Origin of the sequence: Methylobacterium sp. Leaf466 (assembly GCF_001425565.1) — a bacterium.
Lineage (GTDB): Bacteria > Pseudomonadota > Alphaproteobacteria > Rhizobiales > Beijerinckiaceae > Methylobacterium.
In genome coordinates, this window is the sequence record NZ_LMRC01000023.1 from 40,858 (window position 1) to 59,469 (window position 18,612).

Genomic DNA, 18,612 nt, shown 5'->3' on the forward strand with positions numbered 1-18,612 from the left:
TGCCACGCGGACCCTGCCGCTGTCTTTCGAAACATATCATGAACGGATGCGGATCCCTGAGTCGACCGGGGTGATACGCGAATGTCACGGCGGGCCGCCCCGAACCGGACGCCTGAGCGACGCGGCTTGCCTTCGGTGCGGTGCATACATAAAACGCGATTCGAAAATGCCTTTTAAAACAGTACTTTAGTTTCATTCAAAAGAACGGAGCCCGAGCCCCTCGCCGATCGCGCGAGCCCGTTCGGCTGCCGAATGCGGAGCCTTCCCATGCCATCCCACCCCCTCGTGCGACGTGCGGCCCTCGGCGCCCTGCGCCGGTCGGCCCTGGCGGCGTCGATCCCGCTGGCCGTCGGCGTCGCGCAGGCGCAGGAGGCCCGCGCGCCTGCTGGCGGCAGCGTCACCCTCGACGAGTTGCGCATCGAAGGCGACGGCCGCGGCGGGGCGGGGATCGGCACACCGGGCACGCCACGGGGCATCGAGACGGCCAAGGGTCCGGTCAGCGGCTACGTCGCCACCACCAGCGCCACCGCCACGAAAACCGACACGCCGCTGATCCGCACGCCCCAGTCGATCAGCGTGGTCGGCACCGAGCAGATCCGCGCCCAGGCCGCCCAGACGGTCTCGGAGGCGGTGCGCTACACGCCCGGCATCTTCGCCAACCAGTTCGGCCAGGACCCGCGGGTGGACTGGTTCATCATCCGCGGCTTCTCGGCCACCGAGGGTGGGCTGTACCGGGACGGGCTGCAGCTCTTCCAGACGGGGTTCGCCAACTACAAGGTCGACGCCTTCGGCGCCGAGCGCATCGAGGTGCTGCGCGGCCCCTCCGCCACCCTGTTCGGCGGCAGCCCGGTGGGCGGCCTTGTCAACATCGTTTCGAAGCGCCCGCCCCTCGACCCGCTCCGCTACGTCGAGGTCGGCGGCGGCTCGTTCAACCAGGTCTACGCGGCGTTCGACGTCGGCGGCCCGGTCGATCAGTCGGGTCATTGGTTCTACCGGGTCACCGGCCGGGTGCAGAAGGCCGACGCCCCCGTCGCCCTGGCGGGGGACGACCGCTACTACATCGCGCCCAGCCTCACCTATAAGCCGGACGGGGCGACCACCTTCACCCTGCTCACGAGCTTCCAGCGCGACGAGGCCGGCGGTATCGCGCAGTTCTTGCCCTACCTCGGCACCGTCCGGCCCCAGGCGCTCGGCATCCGGATCGACCGCCGCTTCAACTCCAGCGACCCCCTCGTCGACGGCTACAGCCGCAATCAAGCCAACGTCGGCTACGAGTTCGAGACCCATCTGAGCGACGTCTGGACCGTTCGCCAGAACCTTCGCTATTCGTTCACCGAGGTTCAGGACCAGCGCTACGTCGGCAACGGCTACGCCAATACCGCGCAGACCGAGCTCGCCCGCTACGGCTTCCTGACCACCCCGCACGCCGGCACCTTCGCGGTGGACAACCAGGCCGAGGCGCGCTTCTCGGACGGGCTGTTCGGCCACACCGTGCTGATGGGCATCGACTACAAGAACTACAGCCTGTTCGACAACCAGGCTTCGACGTTCCCGGTGCCCTCGATCAACATCCTGTCGCCGCGCTACTTCCAGGCCTCGGCCCGGCCGCTGCCCTACCTCGTCGCCAACCAGAACCTGCAGCAGCTCGGCCTCTACGCCCAGGACCAGATCCGCCTCACCGAGCGGCTGACCTTCCTGATCGGCGGCCGGCAGGATTTCGTCACCAACGACGTGGTGAACAAGCTGGCGGGCACGGCGGTGCGCGGCGACGACAGCGCCTTCACCGGCCGCCTCGGCCTGATCTACAATTTCGACAACGGGCTGGCGCCCTACGTCACCTACGGAACCTCGTTCAACCCGACAGTGGGCACCGACGCTTCCGGCAACCCGTTCAAGCCCGATCGCGGCGACCAGATCGAGGTCGGCGCCAAGTTCCAGCCGGTGGGGTGGAACAGCTTCTTCACGGTGGCGGCCTTCGACCTGCAGCGCTCGAACGTGCTGACGCCCAACCCGGCCAACGTCTTCACCAACCTCCAGATCGGCGCGGTGCGCTCGCGCGGCGTCGAGGCCTCTTTCACCGCCAACCTCGTCGAGGGCCTGAACGTCGTGGCGGCGGTGACGAGCTACGACCTCAAGACGGTGGAGGGCACCACCCTCGACCTCGGGAAGGTGCCGGTGGGCATCCCGCAGACCTTCGCCTCGCTGTGGGGCGACTACACGATCCCCTTCGGCGAGTGGAAGGGCTTCGGCTTCGGCGGCGGCGTGCGCTACGTCGGCGAGTCCTTCGCCGATGTCGCCAACACCCTGCGGGTGTCCGAATACGTGCTGTTCGACGCCGCGGTCCATTACGAGCGCGACGGCTGGCGGGCGGCGCTGAACATCCAGAACGCCGGCGACCGCCGCTTCGTCTCGTCCTGCTCCACCGCCACCGCCTGCTTCTACGGCGAGCAGCGGCGCATCACGGCCAGCCTCGGCTACCGCTGGTGAGAGGGTGAGCAGAGAAAAGGATCCGGTGGTCTGGCTCGCGCCGCTCTTCTCCTCCTGGTGGGGAGGGGAGCGCCTTCCGCGTGAACACACTAGGCGGATATCGGTGACCGCATGAAACCAGCCACCACCCGTGCCTGGGCCGTCGTCCATACCTGGACGAGCCTCGTCTCGACCGTGTTCATGCTGCTCCTGTGTCTCACCGGGCTGCCGCTGATCTTCCACCACGAGATCGACGGCTGGCTCGGGGTGGCCGCGCCGGCGCCGCTCACGGCGGGCGCCCCGGCCTCCGTCGACACCCTGGCGGCCAGAGCGCTCGCCGATCATCCGGGCCGGGTGATCCAGTACATCGGCTGGGACGAGCACGAGCCGGGCCTCGCCTTCGTCATCCTCAACGCGACCGCCGGCAGCCACCCCAACGACTCGATCACCGTGAACTACGACGCGGCGCGGGCGGAAAAGCTCGGGCCGGCGTCGAGCGCGCTGATGCAGGTGGTGCTGCGCCTCCACGTCGACCTGTTCGCCGGCCTACCCGGCAAGCTCTTCCTCGGCGCGATGGGCGCTTTGCTCGTGGCGGCGATCGTGTCGGGGGTGGTGCTGTACTGGCCGTTCACCCGGCGGCTGGCCTTCGGCACCATCCGGCCGCGGCGGCGCACCGCCTGGCTCGACGTCCACAACCTCATGGGCATCGTCACCGCGACCTGGCTCGCGGTGGTGGGGCTCACCGGCGTCATCAACACCCTGTCCGAACCGCTGATCGGGCGCTGGAAGGCCACCGAACTCGATGCGATGACGCAGGCCCACCGCGGCGAGCCGGCGGTGGCGGCCAACACTTCCCTCGACCGCGTGCTCGCCACCGCGCGGGAGGCGGCACCGGGCATGGAGGCGGCCTTCATCGCCTTCCCCGGCAGCGGCTTCAGCACTGCCCGCCACTACGGCGTGTTCCTGAAGGGCTCGACGCCGCTGACCTCGAAGCTGCTCCAGCCGGTGCTCCTCGATGCCGGTACCGGGGCCGTGGCCGACACCCGGACCCTGCCGTGGTATCTCACCGCGATCCTGGTGTCGCAGCCGCTGCACTTCGGCGACTACGGCGGGATGCCCCTCAAGCTGATCTGGGCGGCCCTCGACATCGTCGCGATCGTCGTGCTGGGCAGCGGCCTCTACCTCTGGTGGACCCGCCGGCGTAGCGCCGGGGCCGCCGCCTTCGCCCTGGCGGAGGCGAGGTGAGGCGCGTCTTCGCGATCCCGGCCCTCGTCGCAGTCCTCACCGTGGCGGGCCTCCTGAGTGCGCTGCTGTTCGAGGAGGCCGGTCCGCCGATCTCCTGGCTGGCCCTGGGCGTGCCGCTGCTGCTCCTGGCGTGGCACCTCCTGCGCTTCGCGAGGCGCCGCCGCCCCGGCTGAGTTGCCGTTCAGTGGGCGGCGATGCGCCGGCTCGGGGCGATGTCGTTGGCCATGACCTCGCCGAACGGGCCGTCGTTGCGCGCGCCGCTGGCGGGCACGCCGGTGGTGGCGCGCAGGGGGAGCTTGGGGAAGACCAGTTCGGCGAAACGATAGGCTTCCTCCAGGTGGGGATAGCCCGACAGGATGAAGCGATCGATCCCCAGATCGATGTACTCCTTCATCCGGTCGGCGACCTGATCGGCCGAGCCGACCAGCGCCGTGCCGGCGCCGCCGCGCACGAGCCCGACCCCTGCCCAGAGGTTGGGCGAGACCTCGAGCTTGGTGCGGTCGCCGCCGTGCAGGGCCATCATCCGGCTCTGGCCCACCGAATCCTGCCGCTTGAGGGTCGCCTGCGCCTTGGCGATCGTGGCGTCGTCGAGGCGCGAGATCAGGTTCTCGGCGGCATTCCAGGCCTCGCCCTCGGTCTCGCGCACGATGACGTGGAGGCGGATGCCGTAGGAGAAGGTTTTTCCTTTCCGGTCCGCCGCCTCACGCGCCTTCGCGATCTTCTCCGCCACACCGGTGGGGGGCTCGCCCCAGGTGAGGTAGACCTCGCAATGCTCGGCGGCGACCGCGATGCCGGCCGGCGAGGAACCGCCGAAGTACAGCGGCGGATACGGCTTCTGCACGGGCGGGAAGATCACCCGGCCCTCCTCCACCTTGAGGTGCTTGCCCTCGAAGGAGACCGTCTCGCCCGCCATCAGCCCGCGCCAGATGTGCAGGAACTCGTCGGTGACGACGTAGCGCTCGTCGTGGTCGAGGAAGACGCCGTCGCCGCGCAGCTCGACCGGATCGCCGCCGGTGACCACGTTGATGAGGAGGCGCCCGTCCGAGATCCGGTCGAGGGTCGCGGCCATGCGCGCGGCCATGGCGGGCTCCTGCAGGCCCGGGCGCACGGCCACGAGGAAGCGCAGGCGCTTGGTCAGCGGTACCAGGGACGAGGCCACCACCCAGGAGTCCTCGCACGAGCGGCCGGTGGGCAGGAGCACGCCGTAGTAGCCGAGCTCGTCGGCCGCCTGCGCGATCTGCCGGAGGTAGGACTGCGTGACGGCGCGCGCCCCCTCCTGGGCTCCGAGGTAGCGGCCGTCGCCGTGGGTGGGCAGGAACCAGAGGACGTCGGTCTCGGCGGTCATGGGGATTCTCCGTTGGGGTGGCCGGGAACGCGCGGCGAGCTCAGGTGCGAGCCGGCGCGCGCTCACGCAGCAAGTGATCGAGGATGCGGCCCTCCAGCGCCGCCAGGGCGGCGTCGCCCCGCCGCCGCGGACGGGGGACGTCCACCGTGAGGTCGAGGGCGATGCGGCCGTCCTCGACGACGAGGATGCGGTCGGCCATCGCCACGGACTCGGCGACGTCGTGGGTCACGAGGATCGCGGTGAAGCCCTGCGCCCGCCAGATCCGCTCGATCATGTCCTGCATGTCGATGCGGGTGAGGGCGTCCAGCGCCCCGAGCGGCTCGTCGAGGGCCAGCAGGCCGGGCCGGCTGACGAGGGCCCGGGCCAGGGCGACGCGCTGGCGCTGGCCGCCGGACAGGGTGGCGGGCCAGTTGCCCGCCTTCTCGGTCAGGCCGACCTCGGCCAGGGCCGCCTGCGCCCGAGTGCGGCGCTCGGCCCGCGGGACGCCTTCGCCGAGGCCCACCGCGACGTTGTCGACCACCTTGGCCCAGGGCAGCAGGCGCGGCTCCTGGAACATGATGCGTTTGGTGGGTGCGCGCAGGGCCCCGGCGGTGTCGAACGCGATGCGGCCGGCGCTGGGCTGCTCCAGGCCGAGGACGAGACGCAGCAGGGTGCTCTTGCCGCAGCCCGAGCGCCCGACGACGGCCACGAACTGCCCGGCCGGAATGTGCAGGTCGAGCCCTTCGATCACCCGGTGCCCGCCGAAGGATTTGGCGAGGCCCCGCAGGGTGACGGCGACGCCGGTGGCCGACGCCGCGGGCCCGGTCTCCTGCGGACGGGGGGCCGTGCGGACGGTCGGTGCGTCGATCGTGCGCGACAGGGTCGTTGCGGTCATGGACGGGGTCCGGCTGTTGGTCGAGGCGAGGAGAAGGGGGCTTGTGTCGGCTGGGGCGGGCACGCGCCGCCCGGCATCGCGTCGTCAGATCGTCCGGTAGGCCGGGTTCCAGGCGAGGAAGGTGCGCTCGAGGACCCGCGTCAGGGTGTCGGCGATCTTGCCGAGCAGGGCGTAGATCACGATGGCCAGCACCACGACGTCCACGAGCATGAACTCGCGCGCCTGCATCGCCATGTAGCCCAGCCCCGAGGAGGCCGAGATCGTCTCGGCCACGATCAGCGTCAGCCACATGATGCCGAGCGCGTAGCGCAGGCCCACGAAGATCGACGGCAGGGCGCCGGGCAGCACCACGCGCCGGAACAGGGTCAGGGGCGACATGCCGTAGGTCCGCCCCATCTCCACCAGCTGCGGGTCCACCGAGCGGATGCCGTGCAGGGTGTTGGCGTAGATCGGGAAGAACACGCCAATGGCCACGAGGAAGAGCTTGGCCTCCTCGTCGATGCCGAACCACAGGATGACCAGCGGGATCAGCGACAGGTGCGGGATGTTGCGCACCATCTGCAGGGTGGTGTCGGTGAGCTTTTCGGAGAGCTGCGACAGGCCGTTGGCGAGGCCCAGGGCGAACCCGATCGTCCCGCCGACGAGGAAGCCGCTCGCCGCGCGCAGGAAGCTGACCCAGAGGTTGGTCCAGAGCTCGCCGCTGCGTCCCGCCTGCCAGCCGGCCGCGACGACGTCGGTGGGGGCGGGCATGAACCGGGTCGAGACGAGCCCGGTCGAGGCCGCGGCCTGCCAGCCGAGGATGATCGCCGCCGGCACCAGCCAAGGTACGAAGCGGGCCGCGTGAACGCGCAGGCGAGGGAACGACACGGCGCTCATCCTCGGCCGAACCTGGCGTCGGCGGGTGGAGTCCAGACCGCGTCCGCGACGCGGACGGGCCTGGCGATGAGCCCGAGGCCGTGGAAGCGGTCGGCCACCCGCTGCTGGTCGGCGATCGTTCCCGGCGCCATCGGCGCGATGGTGAAGCGGATGCGCTCGACCGCGCGCTGCGAGGCGTCGAGGGGCACGTTCGTCACCTTGGAAAGGGCGGCGGCGACCTCGGAGCGGTTGGCCTCGCACCAGGAAGCGACCTCCGCCAGCACGTCGAGGACGGCGGCGAGGACCGCCGGCTGCTGCCGGGCGGTGTCGGCGTTGGCCAGGAAGTAGTTGTGCGTTTCCATCAGGTCCGAGACGCGCTGGAGGATGCGGGTGGTCGGAGCCCGCTCGGCGATGGCGAAATACGGGTCCCACACGGTCCAGGCGTCGACGGCGCCGCGACTGAAGGCGGCCGCCCCGTCGGCGGGGGTGAGATGGACCGGCTCGATGTCGCCGTAGCCGAGCCCCGCCTTCTCGAGGGCGACGACGATGAAGTTGTGGGCGCTCGACCCCTTGGCGAAGGCGACGCGCTTGCCCTTGAGGTCGGCGACCGTGCGGATCGGCGAAGCGGCGGCCACCAGGATCGCCGAACCCGAGCCGCCGCCGGGCTGTGCGGCGGCATAGACGAGGTTGGCGCCGGCGGCCTGCGCGAAGACCGGCGGGGCGTCGCCGGTCTGGCCCAGATCGATGCTGCCGAGCCCGAGCGCCTCGAGGAGCGGCGGCCCGGCGGAGAACTCCGACCAGCGCACGGTGACCCCGAGCGGCTTCAGGCGGGCCTCGATCACCCCCTGCTGCTTGGCGACGACGAGGATGCCGTTCTTCTGGTAGCCGATGCGGAGGACGCCGGTCTCGGCGGCCCGCAGGGGCGAGGCCGCGGCCGCCGACAGGCCCATGGCGAGGAGGAGGCGCCGGTCGATCATCGCGCGGCGCTCCGGAGCGCGAGGCTGTCCTCGACGGAGGCGGACCGGCTCAGGATGGCGCGGGCGAGTTGCCCGCCCGCGTCCGCGACGCGCTGGATCACGCCGTCGTCGCGCAGCACGCCGTCCTGGAAGTCCGCGTCGCTGGCATAGACGGCGGTGGGGATCGTCTGGGCGCCGAAGAAGCCGAACAGCGGACGGAAGGCGTGCTCGACGACGAGGGCGTGGCGGGGGCCGCCGCCGGTGGCCGCGATCGCCACGGGCGTGTCGATCAAGGCGTCCGGCCCGACGAGGTCGAACAGGTGCTTGAACAAGCCGGTGTAGGCGCCCTTGTAGACCGGCGAGGCGACCACGAGGGCATCGGCCTCCTCGATGGCCTCGACGATCCTCCGGGCGGGCAGGGACAGGGCGTCGCGCGACCAGGCCGATCCCAGCGCGGGGCCGGCATCGACCATGTCGAAGAGGCGGACGTCGAGGGCGACCTCCCCCGCCGCGCGGTCGGCGATCGCCTCGACCATGGCGCGCGTCTTGGAGGGCCGTTGGATGTTGGCACTGAAGCCGACGAGTCTGGGACGGGCCACGGGGCGTGCCTTTCGGACTGGAACGGGACGACGTCGGGACGGACCGGGGCGTCGGCGACGCCGCCGCTCGCCCGCGTCTCGATGGCCCCGATTGTCGCGAGGTCCCGCTTCACCGTCAATGAAACGTCCTTTCGAAAGAACGCCGTTTGGGAGAGCGCTGATATCCCGGGCGGCGATCCGCCAGAACTTTCTCCCGAAACCGAGGAAAACGTGACGCCATCCCGGTCATCGGCCACAGCACCGACGAAAACCACCGTCTGATCCAAGGGCATAGCGTTCGCTAAAAAGAACGCGGTGGAGGCGAATCCGCAGCGCGCTGTCGCTTCGGTCAGTGGATTCCCAGGATGGCCAGAAGCCCGAGGCTGAGGGCGACGAGCACGAGGAGCGAGCCGACAACGGCGAGCGTCACCCTTGGCCCGGCGCCGGCCACGACGCGGATGTCGACGCCGAGCCCCAGGGCCGCCATGGCGACCACGGTCAGATAGGCCGCACCGTCGGCGATCGGCGGCAGCGCCGGCTCGGGGATCGCCCCGGCCGAGCGCAGGCCCGCCAGGGCGAGGAAGCCCAGGATGAACCAAGGCACGAGGGGGCGGATCGGGAGGCCGTTCGGCCGGCCCTTGCCGCCGGTGCGCAGGGACAGAGCCAGCACCACCGGGCCGAGCATCAGCACGCGCACCAGCTTCACGAGGGTGCCGATGTGGACGCTCGCCAGCGAGACCGGCGCCGTGGCGGCCAGGACCTGGGGCACGGCGTAGACGGTGAGACCGGCCAGGGCGCCATAGGCCTCCGGCGACAGGTCGAGCAGCGGCACCAGCACGGGGAGGCCGAGCACGGCCAGGACGCCGAACACCGCCGTGAAGGCGATGGCGGCGGCCACGTCGTCCGCGTCCGCGCCGATCACCGGCGCCACGGCGGCGATGGCGGAGTTGCCGCAGATCGCGTTGCCGCAGGCGATCAGCGTGGCCATGCGGTGCGGCAGGCCGAGCGCCCGGCCGATGGCGTAGCCCGACGCGATCGCCACGGCGACGACCCCGGCGATGCCGACGAGCAGCCCCGGCCCCGCCGCCGTCAGCGTCCCCAGGCTGAGGGAGGCGCCGAGCAGCACCACGGCGATCTCCAGCACCGTCCTGGCGCAGACGTCGATCCCCGCCTGCCACCGCGCCGACGGCGTCCGGAGCGACCGCAAGGCCGTTCCCAGCAGGATGGCCAGCACGACCGCGTCGAGCCAGGGGCGCCCCCACAGCCGGACCTGGAGCGCGGCCGCCGCCGAGGCCGCGGCGGCCACCGCGAGGCACAGGCCGAGCCCGGGGGCGATGGCACCGAGGGCGGCGAACGGGCGCAGCCGCAACGGTGGCGCGGAGGGGACTACGAGCATCGGGCGCGGCATCGTCATGGACGTTCCTTTCGGAACGCCACGATGGCACCGCGCACTCATGCACTCCAATGGAACGTTGCGATGCTTTCGATCGCGTAGATCGATCGATCGGGCCGGCGAGGCGCCGGTCTCAGGCCCCGCGGGGCGGCACCGTTTCGACCTCCACGAGGCTGAGCGCCCGCAGCACCGCCAGGGCGACGAGCTCGGCGTCGGTCTCGCCGGCCTCGGTCGCCGGCAGGATCGCGACGGTGCTGACCTCCATGCCCGTGGTCAGCCCGACGGCGACCTTGAGCACGTCGCCCTCCGGGGCGTCGTCGCCCCGCACGAGGCAGACCCGGTAGCCGTGGGCCTCGCCGTAGACCCGCTCCGTGGTGACCTGGATGCGCGGCTCGGGACGCTGTGGTTCGGGGCGCGGCGCTCCGAACGTGGGGCGGATGATGTTGTCCATGGCCCCATTATACCCGAACGGCCGGGTTTTGCAGCCGCAAGCCCCGGCCGCGAGGCAATTCGCGGCCCGCGAGCCCCCGGTCCGCCACCGCATCGCGGGGTGGGCCGAACCGGCATGATACCGACAAGACGACGCTTTTCCCGCGCCATTCCTTAAATGCACGGGTGACATGCTGAGGATCAGACGCGACAGGATCCTCGACATGCTCGACCGCCGCCAGTCCCCGCGCTCCCGTTTCGACGAGGTCGGTTCGATCGCCGTCGACGAACACACCTCCCTGCCCTGCATCGTCTACGACCTTTCCCAGTCGGGGGTTCGCCTGACGCTGCCGGGTACCGACGCGGTGCCGCAGACCTTCGTCCTCACCGCGCCCTGCATCGAGGGCGCCCGGATCTGCATGGTGGCGTGGCGGGACGACGAGACCATCGGCGCGCACTTCCGCCAGCGACCGCTCTGACCGGCCCGCGCGGGTCGTCCGCCCGGCCCGAGCCTCGGGAACCGGATGCTTAAGACCCCTTAAACCTGCCGCATTTACCACTGCGTCTGCGGGTCCATTCGGCGCGCGATGCGGCATCGGGGGGCTCGCGCCCCGGCCCGTCGCGGCGCCGATCCGGCCGAACCTTTCGAGGCGAGACCTGTCGGGGCGAGACCTTTCGGGGGGACGACGAAGGCGCATGGCGAATGGACGCGGACGCGGCGACAGGGGCGAACCGAATTTCGACGTGCCGGAGGGACGCCATCCCGGTTCGTCGCGGCTCGACCTGCGCCTGTCGCGGGACGATCGCGCCGGCGGGGCCGGGCGCAGGGATAAGCCGGACATGAAGCCTTCCCCGCGCCGGACCCCGGCCATCAAGAAGGGGCGGCGCCGTCGCTCCTTCCTCGGGCGGATCGTCTATGCCGGCGTCGTACTGGGGCTGTGGGGCGTGATCGGGCTGGCCGGGCTCATCGCCTACCACGCCTCGCGCCTGCCGCCGATCGACCAGCTCAAGGTGCCCAAGCGCCCGCCCAACATCGCGATCCTGGCCAGCGACGGCTCGCTGCTGGCCAACCGGGGCGAGACCGGCGGCCGGGTGGTGAGCATCAAGGAACTGCCCCCCACCCTGCCCCGCGCCTTCGTGGCGATCGAGGACCGGCGGTTCTACTCGCATCTGGGCGTCGACCCCGTCGGCATCGCCCGCGCCATGGCGCAGAACGTCACCCGCCGCGGCGTCTCGCAGGGCGGCTCGACCCTCACCCAGCAGCTCGCCAAGAACCTGTTCCTGACCCCGGAACGCTCCGCCTCGCGAAAGATCCAGGAGGCGATCCTGGCGCTCTGGCTGGAGCACACCTACACCAAGGATGAGATCCTCGAACTCTACCTCAACCGGGTCTACTTCGGGGCCGGCGCCTACGGCGTCGAGGCGGCGGCGCAGCGCTACTTCGGCAAGCCGGCCAAGGCCGTCACTTTGGCGGAAGCCGCCATGCTCGGCGGCCTCGTGCAGGCGCCCTCGCGGCTCGCACCCAACCGCAACCTGCCCGCCGCCCAGGCGCGGGCCGCCCAGGTGCTCGCCGCCATGGAGGACCTGGGTTTCGCCAAGCCCGCCGACGTGAAGCTGGCCCTGGCGAACCCGGCCCGGCCGGCGCGCTCGGGCGGGGGCGGCTCGGCCAACTACGTCGCCGACCTCGTGATCGACGTCCTCGACGACTACGTGCCGAAGTTCGAGAGCGACATCGTCGTCCAGACCACCGTCGACACCGGCCTCCAGGGGGCGGCCGAGAAGGCCCTGGTGGACGAGCTCACCCTCAAGGGCGCACGCTACAACGTCGCCCAGGGCGCCTTGGTCTCGATGAAGCCCGACGGGGCGATCCGCGCGCTGATCGGCGGGCGCGACTACGCCCTGAGCCAGTTCAACCGCGCCACCACCGCCAAGCGCCAGCCGGGGTCGGCGTTCAAGCCGTTCGTGTACCTCGCGGCGGTGGAGCGCGGCCTCTCCCCCGACAGCGTGCGCGACGATTCGCCCGTCAGCATCAAGGGCTGGTCGCCCGAGAACTATTCTCGCGACTATCGCGGTCCGGTGTCCCTGCGCGAGGCGCTGGCCCTCTCCCTCAACACCGTGGCGGTGCGCCTCGGCCAGGAGGTCGGCCCGAAGGCGGTGGTGCAGACGGCCCAACGCCTCGGCATCGCCTCACCGCTCCAGGCCAATGGCTCCATCGCGCTGGGCACCTCCGAGGTGACGCCGCTCGAACTCGTGGGCGCCTACGCCGCCTTCGCCAACGGCGGCACCGGCGTCATTCCCTACGTGGTGTCGAGCGTGAAATCGGCCGAGGGCAAGGTGCTGTACAAGCGCCCCGAGGGCGGCCTCGGCCGGGTGATCGAGCCCAACGCCGTCTCGATGATGAACGCGATGATGCACGAGACCTTCGTCTCGGGCACCGCCAGGAAGTCCGAGATCCCCGGCTGGGATCTCGCCGGCAAGACCGGCACCAGCCAGGATTTTCGCGATGCCTGGTTCATCGGCTATTCCGCGACCCTGGTGACCGGCGTCTGGCTCGGCAACGACGACGGCGAGCCAACGAAGAAGGTCTCGGGCGGCAATTTGCCCGGCGAGGTCTGGAAGACCTACATGACCACCGCCCTCAAGGGCCAGAGCCCGACGATGCTGCCGGGCGCCGGCCGCTGGCGCCAGCGCGGCCCGGCCGAGGCGCCCGCCGTCACCGGCAGCACGCCGGGCGGCCTCATCGGCGCCCTGCTCGGCGAACAGCCCCCCGCCCCGGCCAAGGTCGCCGCCGCCAACCAGCGCGCCCGCGGCCCGAGCCAGGACGACCGCAACTTTTTGGAGAAGCTTTTCGGGGTGGGGGAGTAGCGGCGGGGCGATGCGCTTCTACGCAGTAATACCACTTCCGGTTGATCACTTCGTGATGCGGACATGGGCTTCGCTCAGGCGCCGCGCGGGCTCGGTGATGCGGTTCCCGCTCGATCCAAGCGGAAACCGTATAAGCCATCCCGTCGAAGCGGAAGGGCGGCGGCGCAGCGCCTGAGGATCTGACCTCGATCAGGTTGCCTCTGCGATGGCTGCTTGCGACCCTTCGCAGACCATCGGAAGGTCCGCTTCGCGGCGGCTTGGTGGGGATGAGCTACGTCCGGGTCGGGTGGAAAGCCAACATTGAGGATTGGCTTCCGCGCCATCTACTGAGCGGGGATCCCCTGGATGTTCAGCGCCGCGAAGATTTGCTTGGCGAGGGTGAGCCGCACGGCTGTCGAATGGTTGCGGTTCGCCAGCAGCACAAGCCCGATCTTGCGGCCTGGGATGAAGGCCACGTAGGCCCCGAACCCGTTGGTGGCTCCCGTCTTCGTGACGAGACTGTCGGCAGGCGGTGCCTGCGGCGGGCTGAGGCGCGTGACCGGAGTGGGCTTCAGCACCATCGCGTCACCGTTGCCGACCATGAGGTCATCATCCGAGACCGGGAGTGGATACCACTCCCAGATCAGCGCCTGCGTCATCGGTCCGGCCTGGAACTGACCGACCTGAGTCGCCGAGAGCGCACGTCGCATCGTGGGGCTCATCTCGATCCGCCCGAGATGCGCTTCCACGAATCGCAGCAGATCATGCGCTGTCGTGCGAACGCCGTAGGCTTCGGTGGCGAGAGGAGCCATCGAGACCCTGACCAACTTGCCGTCTCGCGTGTAGCCCTGGGCGTGGTTTGCCTGTTCGCCCTCGGGAATGTCGTGGAAGGTGTGCTGAAGTCCGAGCGGGCCCGTGATGTGCTCTCGCACGAGCGCGGCGAACTGGCCCTTCATCGCGCTGGCCGTCACCACGCCGAGCAGACCGATGCTGGGATTGGCGTAGGTGCGCACGCTCCCCGGCGGCGACGGCGGTGTCCACGTGCGGAAGTAGGCAATGAGATCGGCGTCGGTCCTCACGTCATCGGGTAATTGTAGCGGCATACCCCCGGTCGTGTGGGTCGCGAGGTTGAGGAGAGACACCCGGTCGAGGGCGCTATCCTTCAATTCGGGGATGTATCGGCCGGGTGCGGCATCCCATTGAAGTGCCCCGATCTCCGCGGCGTAGGAGGCCAGCGCCACGGTGAAGGTCTTGCTGATTGACCCGACCTCGAACAGTGTGCGTTCGTCCACGGGCGTATCAGTCTCTATCGAGGCGACGCCATAGGAGAACACCTTCGCGCCATCTGGTGTCACGATGCCGACAGCTAGTCCGGGCGCACTGGTGCGTTCCATGAAGGTGCGGGCCGCGGCGTCGATGCGGCTCTTGTCCAGCCCTTCCGCTAGCGCAGAAGCTGAACCCAGAAGCAAGAGGGGGAGCGCAAGCAGGCGCAGATACCTGCGTGCCGTCAGCACCATCGATCGATCCGCGTTCAAGGTGGGCCCTCCTTCACGAGCAGGCCGCGTATGCCCGGTCTGAAGAGGCACCACAAAGGGCGATTTCTCGACCCTGACCTGAACGTCTTTGGCCCTGGCGTGGATGGAAGAACGACCAGCACCAAGGGGCCAAGGTCTGCTCAGGGTCGGGACCCGTCCGTTTGCTCGATGGCCGGGTTAGGTGGGGAGCGGACCCCGACCCTTCACCCTGAAACGGACGTTCCGCCTCCGACCCTTCCTTGAAGTCAGGACATTCCGCTTTCGGGCGCTTGGCTGGAGCAGCCCTAACGCCTGGAGCCGATCAGCCCACCCGACAAAGCTCGTGTATGTGCTTTGTACGCAGCAGACCCGTATCATTTTCCGCGCAATACTCGCCAAAAATGGGGAGAAGACGATGCGAAAAAACCTTATCGCGACCTTGATCCTCGCTTTTATCGTATCCGGTTGCTCAACGTCGAATACGAGTGGTCGGAACCCGGATCGCGACAACGCATCCTCCCTTGACCCTAGCCGATCGAAGTCGTGTTACGGCGGCCCTGTTTACGTACCTTGTTAGCTGTTCCGCCAACCAGAAAAATGGCGCTCGCAACCGCAATGTTCGCTTGGAGGCGGAATGTCTGCTTCTGGCCGAAGGGCTGAGGTCCGTTTGCCACCCATTCCAGTCGCTCGGCCGCCACACCGATCGAGCTTCACCCTAAAGCATCGGCAAACTACGCGGCTGCGTCCCACGCGGAAAAGCCGCGTCGATGGCCATGAGGTCGTCCCGGTCCAGAACCAGCGCGGCGCCCGCCGCGTTCTCGACGGCGCGGTCCGCCCGGGCGGTCTTGGGGATCGTGAACACCCCCTCGAGCCGGGTGAGGAACGCCAGGGCGACGGCGTAGGGCGTGGTGCGGTGGCGGGCGGCGACCTTGGCGAGGACGCGGCCGCCGGTGGTGGCGGGACGCGGGAAGGAGCCGCTGCCGAAGGGCGAGTAGCCCACCACCGCGACGCCGTTGGCCCGGCACCAGGGGATCACCGCATGCTCGATCGCCCGCTGCCCGAGGTGGTACAGCACCTGGTTGCAGGCGATCACGCCGGGGCCGGCGATCTTCAACGCCTCGTCGAGCTCGGCGACATCGCAATTGCTCACGCCCCAGGCCAGGATCTTGCCGGCCGCCTTGAGGTCCTCGAACCCGGCGATGGTCTCGGCCAGGGGATGCCGGCCGGGCCAGTGCAGCAGGTAGCAATCGAGCCGGTCGGTGCCCAGGCGCCCGAGGGAGGCCTCGCAGGCCTTCACCACGCCGGCCCGGGTGGCGTGGTCCGGCACCACCTTCGAGACCAGGAAGACCGCGTCGCGCCGGCCGGCGATGGCCTCGCCGACGATGGCCTCGGCGCCGCCGTACATCTCGGCGGTGTCGATATGGGTCAGGCCCGCGTCGAGCCCGGCCCGCAGCGCCGCCACCGCCTGGTCGCGCGGGCCCGCGTCGATGCCCCAGGTGCCCTGCCCGATCACCGGGACGCGCGGTCCGCCCCGTCCGAATTCCCGTTCCGCCATCGGTTCAAGGCTCCGTCCATCGCCGACCCCGGGACGCCCCGCGGCCTTATTCACGCCATCATGCGCCGGTGATCAAGGAACCGGCTTGGATGCAACGCACAGGGCGGCGTATCGCAGCATCACCGAGGACCGACCGTGAGATTGCCCGCCCCGCTCCAACGTCGCGACGGCCGGCCGGGCGGCGCACGCGTCGGGGCCCGGCCCGCTCGGGCGGTGTCCTGATGCTGCCGCAGCACCGCTGGTTCTGGGTCGTGATCCTCCTCGCCTGCGGCGGGGCGGGGCTGCTCTACAACATGCTGTTCGCCGCCGGGGCGACGCCGCTGGCCGGCCTCGCCTACGGCCTGGCCGTCGGCGGCACCGTGCTGGCCTTCGACCGGGGGTTGATCCTGGCCGGCCTCCAGGCGCGGATGCGCCGGCTCCCGGCCTGGTTCTACGTGCCCGCGGCCGAGATCGCCTACGTCCTGATGATCGCGCTGGGCATCGCCGTCGGCGGCGTCGTGGTCTGGGCCCTCGGGCTCACCCACGACAGCCTGGCCGACGCCGTGCGGATCACCCCGCGGGTGCTGGCCTATTCGCTGGCCGTCTCGGCGCTGCTCGTGTTCGTGATCCGCATGCGCGACCTCATCGGGGGCGAGGTGTTCGTGAACTTCCTCGTCGGGCGGTACCACCGGCCGGTGCGCGAGGAGCGCATCTTCCTGTTCCTCGACGTGGTCGGCTCCACCGCCTTCGCCGAGACCCACGGCGACCTCAAGGCCCAGGCCTATCTCGGCGCCATCTTCGCCGCCATGGCCGAGCCGGTGCGACGCAACCTCGGCTCCACCGACGACTACATCGGCGATATGGCGATGATCACCTGGCCGATGGAGCGCGGCCTCAAGCGCGGGCGCTGCGTGGCCTGCGTGTTCGACGTGCTCGACCGGCTGGAGGCGGAGGCGGAGATCTGGAAGGCCCGCTTCGGCACCGTGCCGCGCCTGCGCGCCGCCCTCCACGGCGGCTCCGTGGTGACGGCCGAAGTCGGGGTCGACCGGCACAAGATCGCCTATTTCGGCGACACCGTGAACGTCACCGCCCGGATCGAGACCCTGTGCCGGCCGCTGGGCACCGAGATCCTGATCTCGGACGACCTGCTCGCACGATTGGGCGGCCTGCCGCCGGGCATCAGCGCCCGCTCGCTCGGCGCCCATGCCCTGCGCGGGCGCGGCGCCCCGCTCAGCGTCTCGACCCTCGAGCGGGGCGCCCCCGCCCAGCCGGAGGCGATCGCGGCGCAGGGGCGGGCGGAGGAGGTCGTCCCCTCCCGGATCGCGGCCTCGGCCCGATGAGCGCCATCGTCGTCTACATCGACGCCGACGCCTGCCCCGTGAAGGACGAGACCTACCGCGTCGCCGAACGCTACGGCCTCCGGGTGGTGATGGTCGCCAACAGCTACATGCAGCTCCCCCGAGCCGACTGGATCGAGCGGGTGGTGGTCTCCGACGGGTTCGACGCCGCCGACGACTGGATCGCCGAACGGGCGCGGCCGGGCAGCATCGTGATCACCTCCGACGTGCCGCTGGCCAGCCGCTGCGTGAAGGCGGGCGCCGAGGTGCTGGCCCCCACCGGCAAGCCGTTCAGCGAGAACTCCGTGGGCATGGCGCTGGCCACCCGCAACCTGATGCAGGACCTGCGCGAGGCCGGCGCCATCACCGGTGGGCCCAAACCCTTTTCGGCGCGGGACCGCTCGGCCTACCTCGGCGCCCTCGACCGTACCGTGGTGCGCCTGAAGCGCGGCGGCTTTGGCTGACGATGCAGTGGACCGACGAAGGGCTTGTGATCGGCCTGCGCCGGAACGGCGAGACCGCCATCGTCCTCGACGTGCTGACGCCCGGCCACGGCCGCCACCTCGGCCTCGTCCACGGCGGCCGCTCGCGGCGGATGCAGCCGGTGCTGCAGCCGGGCAACCACGTCCGGGTGACCTGGCGGGCACGCCTCGACCAGAGTCTCGGCGCCTTCGCGGTCGAACCGATCGCCGCCACCGGCCTGAACCTGATCGGGTCGGCGCTGGCCCTCTACGGCATCGGCCACATGACCGCCCTGCTGCGGCTGCTGCCCGAGCGCGACCCCCATCCCGACCTCTACGCGGCGGCGCAGGTGCTGCTGGCGCACCTCCAGGACGAGGTGGTGGCGCCGATCCTGATGGTGCGGTTCGAACTCGCCATGCTCGCCGAACTCGGCTTCGGCCTCGACCTGTCGGCCTGCGCCGCCACCGGCGGCAACGACGCCCTGATCTACGTCTCGCCCCGCAGCGGACGCGCCGTCAGCGCCTCGGCCGGCGAGCCCTACCGCGAAAAACTGCTCGCCCTGCCGGCCTTCCTGCGCGCACGCGGCGAGGACGCGCGCATCGCAGCCCCCGACGCGCGATCCGTTACGGAGGGGTTTACCTTGACGGGATACTTCCTCGACCAGCACGTCTGGGGACCGCGCGGCCTGAGGCCGCCGGAGGAGCGGGCGCGATTCGTCGCGCTCGGCAAAGCCGCGGACCGTTGATGTTCATGCTATGTTCCACGTGAAACACACGCCCC

The 18,612-nt window shown here is 70.4% G+C and carries 17 protein-coding genes; 8 read left to right on the top strand and 9 right to left on the bottom strand.

The genetic code is table 11. The annotated features are described in order from the left end of the window. Positions 1-267 precede the first annotated feature (267 nt). The 3 genes from ASG59_RS09860 (at position 268) to ASG59_RS20905 (ending at position 3,884) form a co-directional block, all read left to right on the top strand. Positions 268-2,487 carry a TonB-dependent siderophore receptor gene (locus ASG59_RS09860; protein ID WP_056408885.1) on the top strand — a complete coding sequence of 740 codons (2,220 nt, stop codon included), beginning with the start codon at positions 268-270 and terminating at the stop codon, positions 2,485-2,487. Positions 2,488-2,598: 111 nt separating this feature from the next. Beyond that, positions 2,599-3,711, top strand: coding sequence for a PepSY-associated TM helix domain-containing protein (locus ASG59_RS09865; RefSeq protein ID WP_056408652.1), 1,113 nt, complete (start codon positions 2,599-2,601; stop codon positions 3,709-3,711). Next, a complete protein-coding gene (locus ASG59_RS20905; RefSeq protein ID WP_165700231.1) occupies positions 3,708-3,884 on the top strand; it encodes a hypothetical protein in 177 nt (58 codons plus the stop codon). The genes ASG59_RS09865 and ASG59_RS20905 overlap by 4 nt, the downstream gene beginning before the upstream one ends. 8 nt (positions 3,885-3,892) lie before the next feature. Here the strand turns inward: ASG59_RS20905 and ssuD are convergent, their stop codons facing one another. From ssuD to ASG59_RS09900, 7 genes are all read right to left on the bottom strand, one after another. Next, entirely contained in the window at positions 3,893-5,056 is a 1,164-nt protein-coding gene (ssuD, locus tag ASG59_RS09870; protein ID WP_056408654.1) for an FMNH2-dependent alkanesulfonate monooxygenase, read from the bottom strand. Between the two features lie 40 nt (positions 5,057-5,096). Next, complete coding sequence (locus ASG59_RS09875; RefSeq protein WP_056408655.1) at positions 5,097-5,930, bottom strand: ATP-binding cassette domain-containing protein; 834 nt, start codon at positions 5,928-5,930, stop codon at positions 5,097-5,099. A gap of 84 nt (positions 5,931-6,014) precedes the next feature. Further along, complete coding sequence (ssuC, locus tag ASG59_RS09880; RefSeq protein ID WP_056280580.1) at positions 6,015-6,806, bottom strand: aliphatic sulfonate ABC transporter permease SsuC; 792 nt, start codon at positions 6,804-6,806, stop codon at positions 6,015-6,017. Next, a complete protein-coding gene (locus ASG59_RS09885) occupies positions 6,803-7,762 on the bottom strand; it encodes a sulfonate ABC transporter substrate-binding protein (protein WP_056408657.1) in 960 nt (319 codons plus the stop codon). Before ASG59_RS09885 ends, ssuC begins: the two co-directional genes overlap by 4 nt. Further along, entirely contained in the window at positions 7,759-8,340 is a 582-nt protein-coding gene (msuE, locus tag ASG59_RS09890) for an FMN reductase (protein ID WP_056408659.1), read from the bottom strand. Before msuE ends, ASG59_RS09885 begins: the two co-directional genes overlap by 4 nt. Positions 8,341-8,668: 328 nt before the next feature. Beyond that, positions 8,669-9,715, bottom strand: coding sequence for a putative sulfate exporter family transporter (locus ASG59_RS09895; RefSeq protein WP_056408887.1), 1,047 nt, complete (start codon positions 9,713-9,715; stop codon positions 8,669-8,671). Between the two features lie 130 nt (positions 9,716-9,845). Continuing rightward, on the bottom strand, positions 9,846-10,163 hold the full coding sequence (locus tag ASG59_RS09900) for a hypothetical protein (protein ID WP_055879378.1): 318 nt from the start codon (positions 10,161-10,163) through the stop codon (positions 9,846-9,848). A 202-nt stretch (positions 10,164-10,365) separates the two neighbouring features. On the opposite strand from ASG59_RS09900, the gene ASG59_RS09905 reads away from it, so the two are divergent. Continuing rightward, positions 10,366-10,620, top strand: coding sequence for a PilZ domain-containing protein (locus tag ASG59_RS09905; RefSeq protein ID WP_055879381.1), 255 nt, complete (start codon positions 10,366-10,368; stop codon positions 10,618-10,620). A 217-nt stretch (positions 10,621-10,837) separates the two neighbouring features. Beyond that, the gene (locus tag ASG59_RS09910) at positions 10,838-13,006 is read left to right on the top strand and encodes a transglycosylase domain-containing protein (RefSeq protein WP_056408662.1); all 2,169 of its coding nucleotides are present in this window, start codon (positions 10,838-10,840) and stop codon (positions 13,004-13,006) included. Positions 13,007-13,329: 323 nt separating this feature from the next. On the opposite strand, the gene ampC is transcribed toward ASG59_RS09910, so the two are convergent. Beyond that, positions 13,330-14,502: a class C beta-lactamase gene (ampC, locus tag ASG59_RS09915; RefSeq protein ID WP_056281423.1), complete on the bottom strand. Its 1,173-nt coding sequence runs from the start codon at positions 14,500-14,502 to the stop codon at positions 13,330-13,332. Between the two features lie 712 nt (positions 14,503-15,214). Beyond that, positions 15,215-16,054, bottom strand: coding sequence for an aldo/keto reductase (locus ASG59_RS09920; RefSeq protein WP_056408664.1), 840 nt, complete (start codon positions 16,052-16,054; stop codon positions 15,215-15,217). A gap of 221 nt (positions 16,055-16,275) precedes the next feature. Between ASG59_RS09920 and ASG59_RS09925 the strand changes: the two genes are divergently transcribed. Genes ASG59_RS09925 through recO form a run of 3 tightly spaced genes read left to right on the top strand, consistent with a single transcriptional unit; the run spans position 16,276 to position 18,577 of the window. Further along, positions 16,276-17,373: an adenylate/guanylate cyclase domain-containing protein gene (locus tag ASG59_RS09925; RefSeq protein WP_055879394.1), complete on the top strand. Its 1,098-nt coding sequence runs from the start codon at positions 16,276-16,278 to the stop codon at positions 17,371-17,373. Then, on the top strand, positions 17,370-17,834 hold the full coding sequence (locus ASG59_RS09930; protein WP_056408667.1) for a YaiI/YqxD family protein: 465 nt from the start codon (positions 17,370-17,372) through the stop codon (positions 17,832-17,834). The genes ASG59_RS09925 and ASG59_RS09930 overlap by 4 nt, the downstream gene beginning before the upstream one ends. Before the next feature lie 2 nt (positions 17,835-17,836). After that, positions 17,837-18,577 (top strand): DNA repair protein RecO, encoded by a 741-nt coding sequence (gene recO / locus ASG59_RS09935; protein ID WP_055879401.1) that lies wholly within the window; start codon positions 17,837-17,839, stop codon positions 18,575-18,577. The last annotated feature ends 35 nt before the right edge of the window (positions 18,578-18,612 follow it).

What these genes read in the sequence shown, in the direction of transcription:
- ASG59_RS09860 (WP_056408885.1), top strand. Translation starts at nt 268, where the DNA reads ATGCCATCCCACCCCCTCGTGCGACGTGCGGCCCTCGGCGCCCTGCGC.
- ASG59_RS09865 (WP_056408652.1), top strand. Translation starts at nt 2,599, where the DNA reads ATGAAACCAGCCACCACCCGTGCCTGGGCCGTCGTCCATACCTGGACG.
- ssuD (WP_056408654.1), bottom strand. Translation starts at nt 5,056, where the DNA reads ATGACCGCCGAGACCGACGTCCTCTGGTTCCTGCCCACCCACGGCGAC.
- ASG59_RS09875 (WP_056408655.1), bottom strand. Translation starts at nt 5,930, where the DNA reads ATGACCGCAACGACCCTGTCGCGCACGATCGACGCACCGACCGTCCGC.
- ssuC (WP_056280580.1), bottom strand. Translation starts at nt 6,806, where the DNA reads ATGAGCGCCGTGTCGTTCCCTCGCCTGCGCGTTCACGCGGCCCGCTTC.
- ASG59_RS09885 (WP_056408657.1), bottom strand. Translation starts at nt 7,762, where the DNA reads ATGATCGACCGGCGCCTCCTCCTCGCCATGGGCCTGTCGGCGGCCGCG.
- ASG59_RS09895 (WP_056408887.1), bottom strand. Translation starts at nt 9,715, where the DNA reads ATGCTCGTAGTCCCCTCCGCGCCACCGTTGCGGCTGCGCCCGTTCGCC.
- ASG59_RS09900 (WP_055879378.1), bottom strand. Translation starts at nt 10,163, where the DNA reads ATGGACAACATCATCCGCCCCACGTTCGGAGCGCCGCGCCCCGAACCA.
- ASG59_RS09905 (WP_055879381.1), top strand. Translation starts at nt 10,366, where the DNA reads ATGCTCGACCGCCGCCAGTCCCCGCGCTCCCGTTTCGACGAGGTCGGT.
- ASG59_RS09910 (WP_056408662.1), top strand. Translation starts at nt 10,838, where the DNA reads ATGGCGAATGGACGCGGACGCGGCGACAGGGGCGAACCGAATTTCGAC.
- ampC (WP_056281423.1), bottom strand. Translation starts at nt 14,502, where the DNA reads ATGGTGCTGACGGCACGCAGGTATCTGCGCCTGCTTGCGCTCCCCCTC.
- ASG59_RS09920 (WP_056408664.1), bottom strand. Translation starts at nt 16,054, where the DNA reads ATGGCGGAACGGGAATTCGGACGGGGCGGACCGCGCGTCCCGGTGATC.
- ASG59_RS09925 (WP_055879394.1), top strand. Translation starts at nt 16,276, where the DNA reads ATGCTGCCGCAGCACCGCTGGTTCTGGGTCGTGATCCTCCTCGCCTGC.
- ASG59_RS09930 (WP_056408667.1), top strand. Translation starts at nt 17,370, where the DNA reads ATGAGCGCCATCGTCGTCTACATCGACGCCGACGCCTGCCCCGTGAAG.
- recO (WP_055879401.1), top strand. Translation starts at nt 17,837, where the DNA reads ATGCAGTGGACCGACGAAGGGCTTGTGATCGGCCTGCGCCGGAACGGC.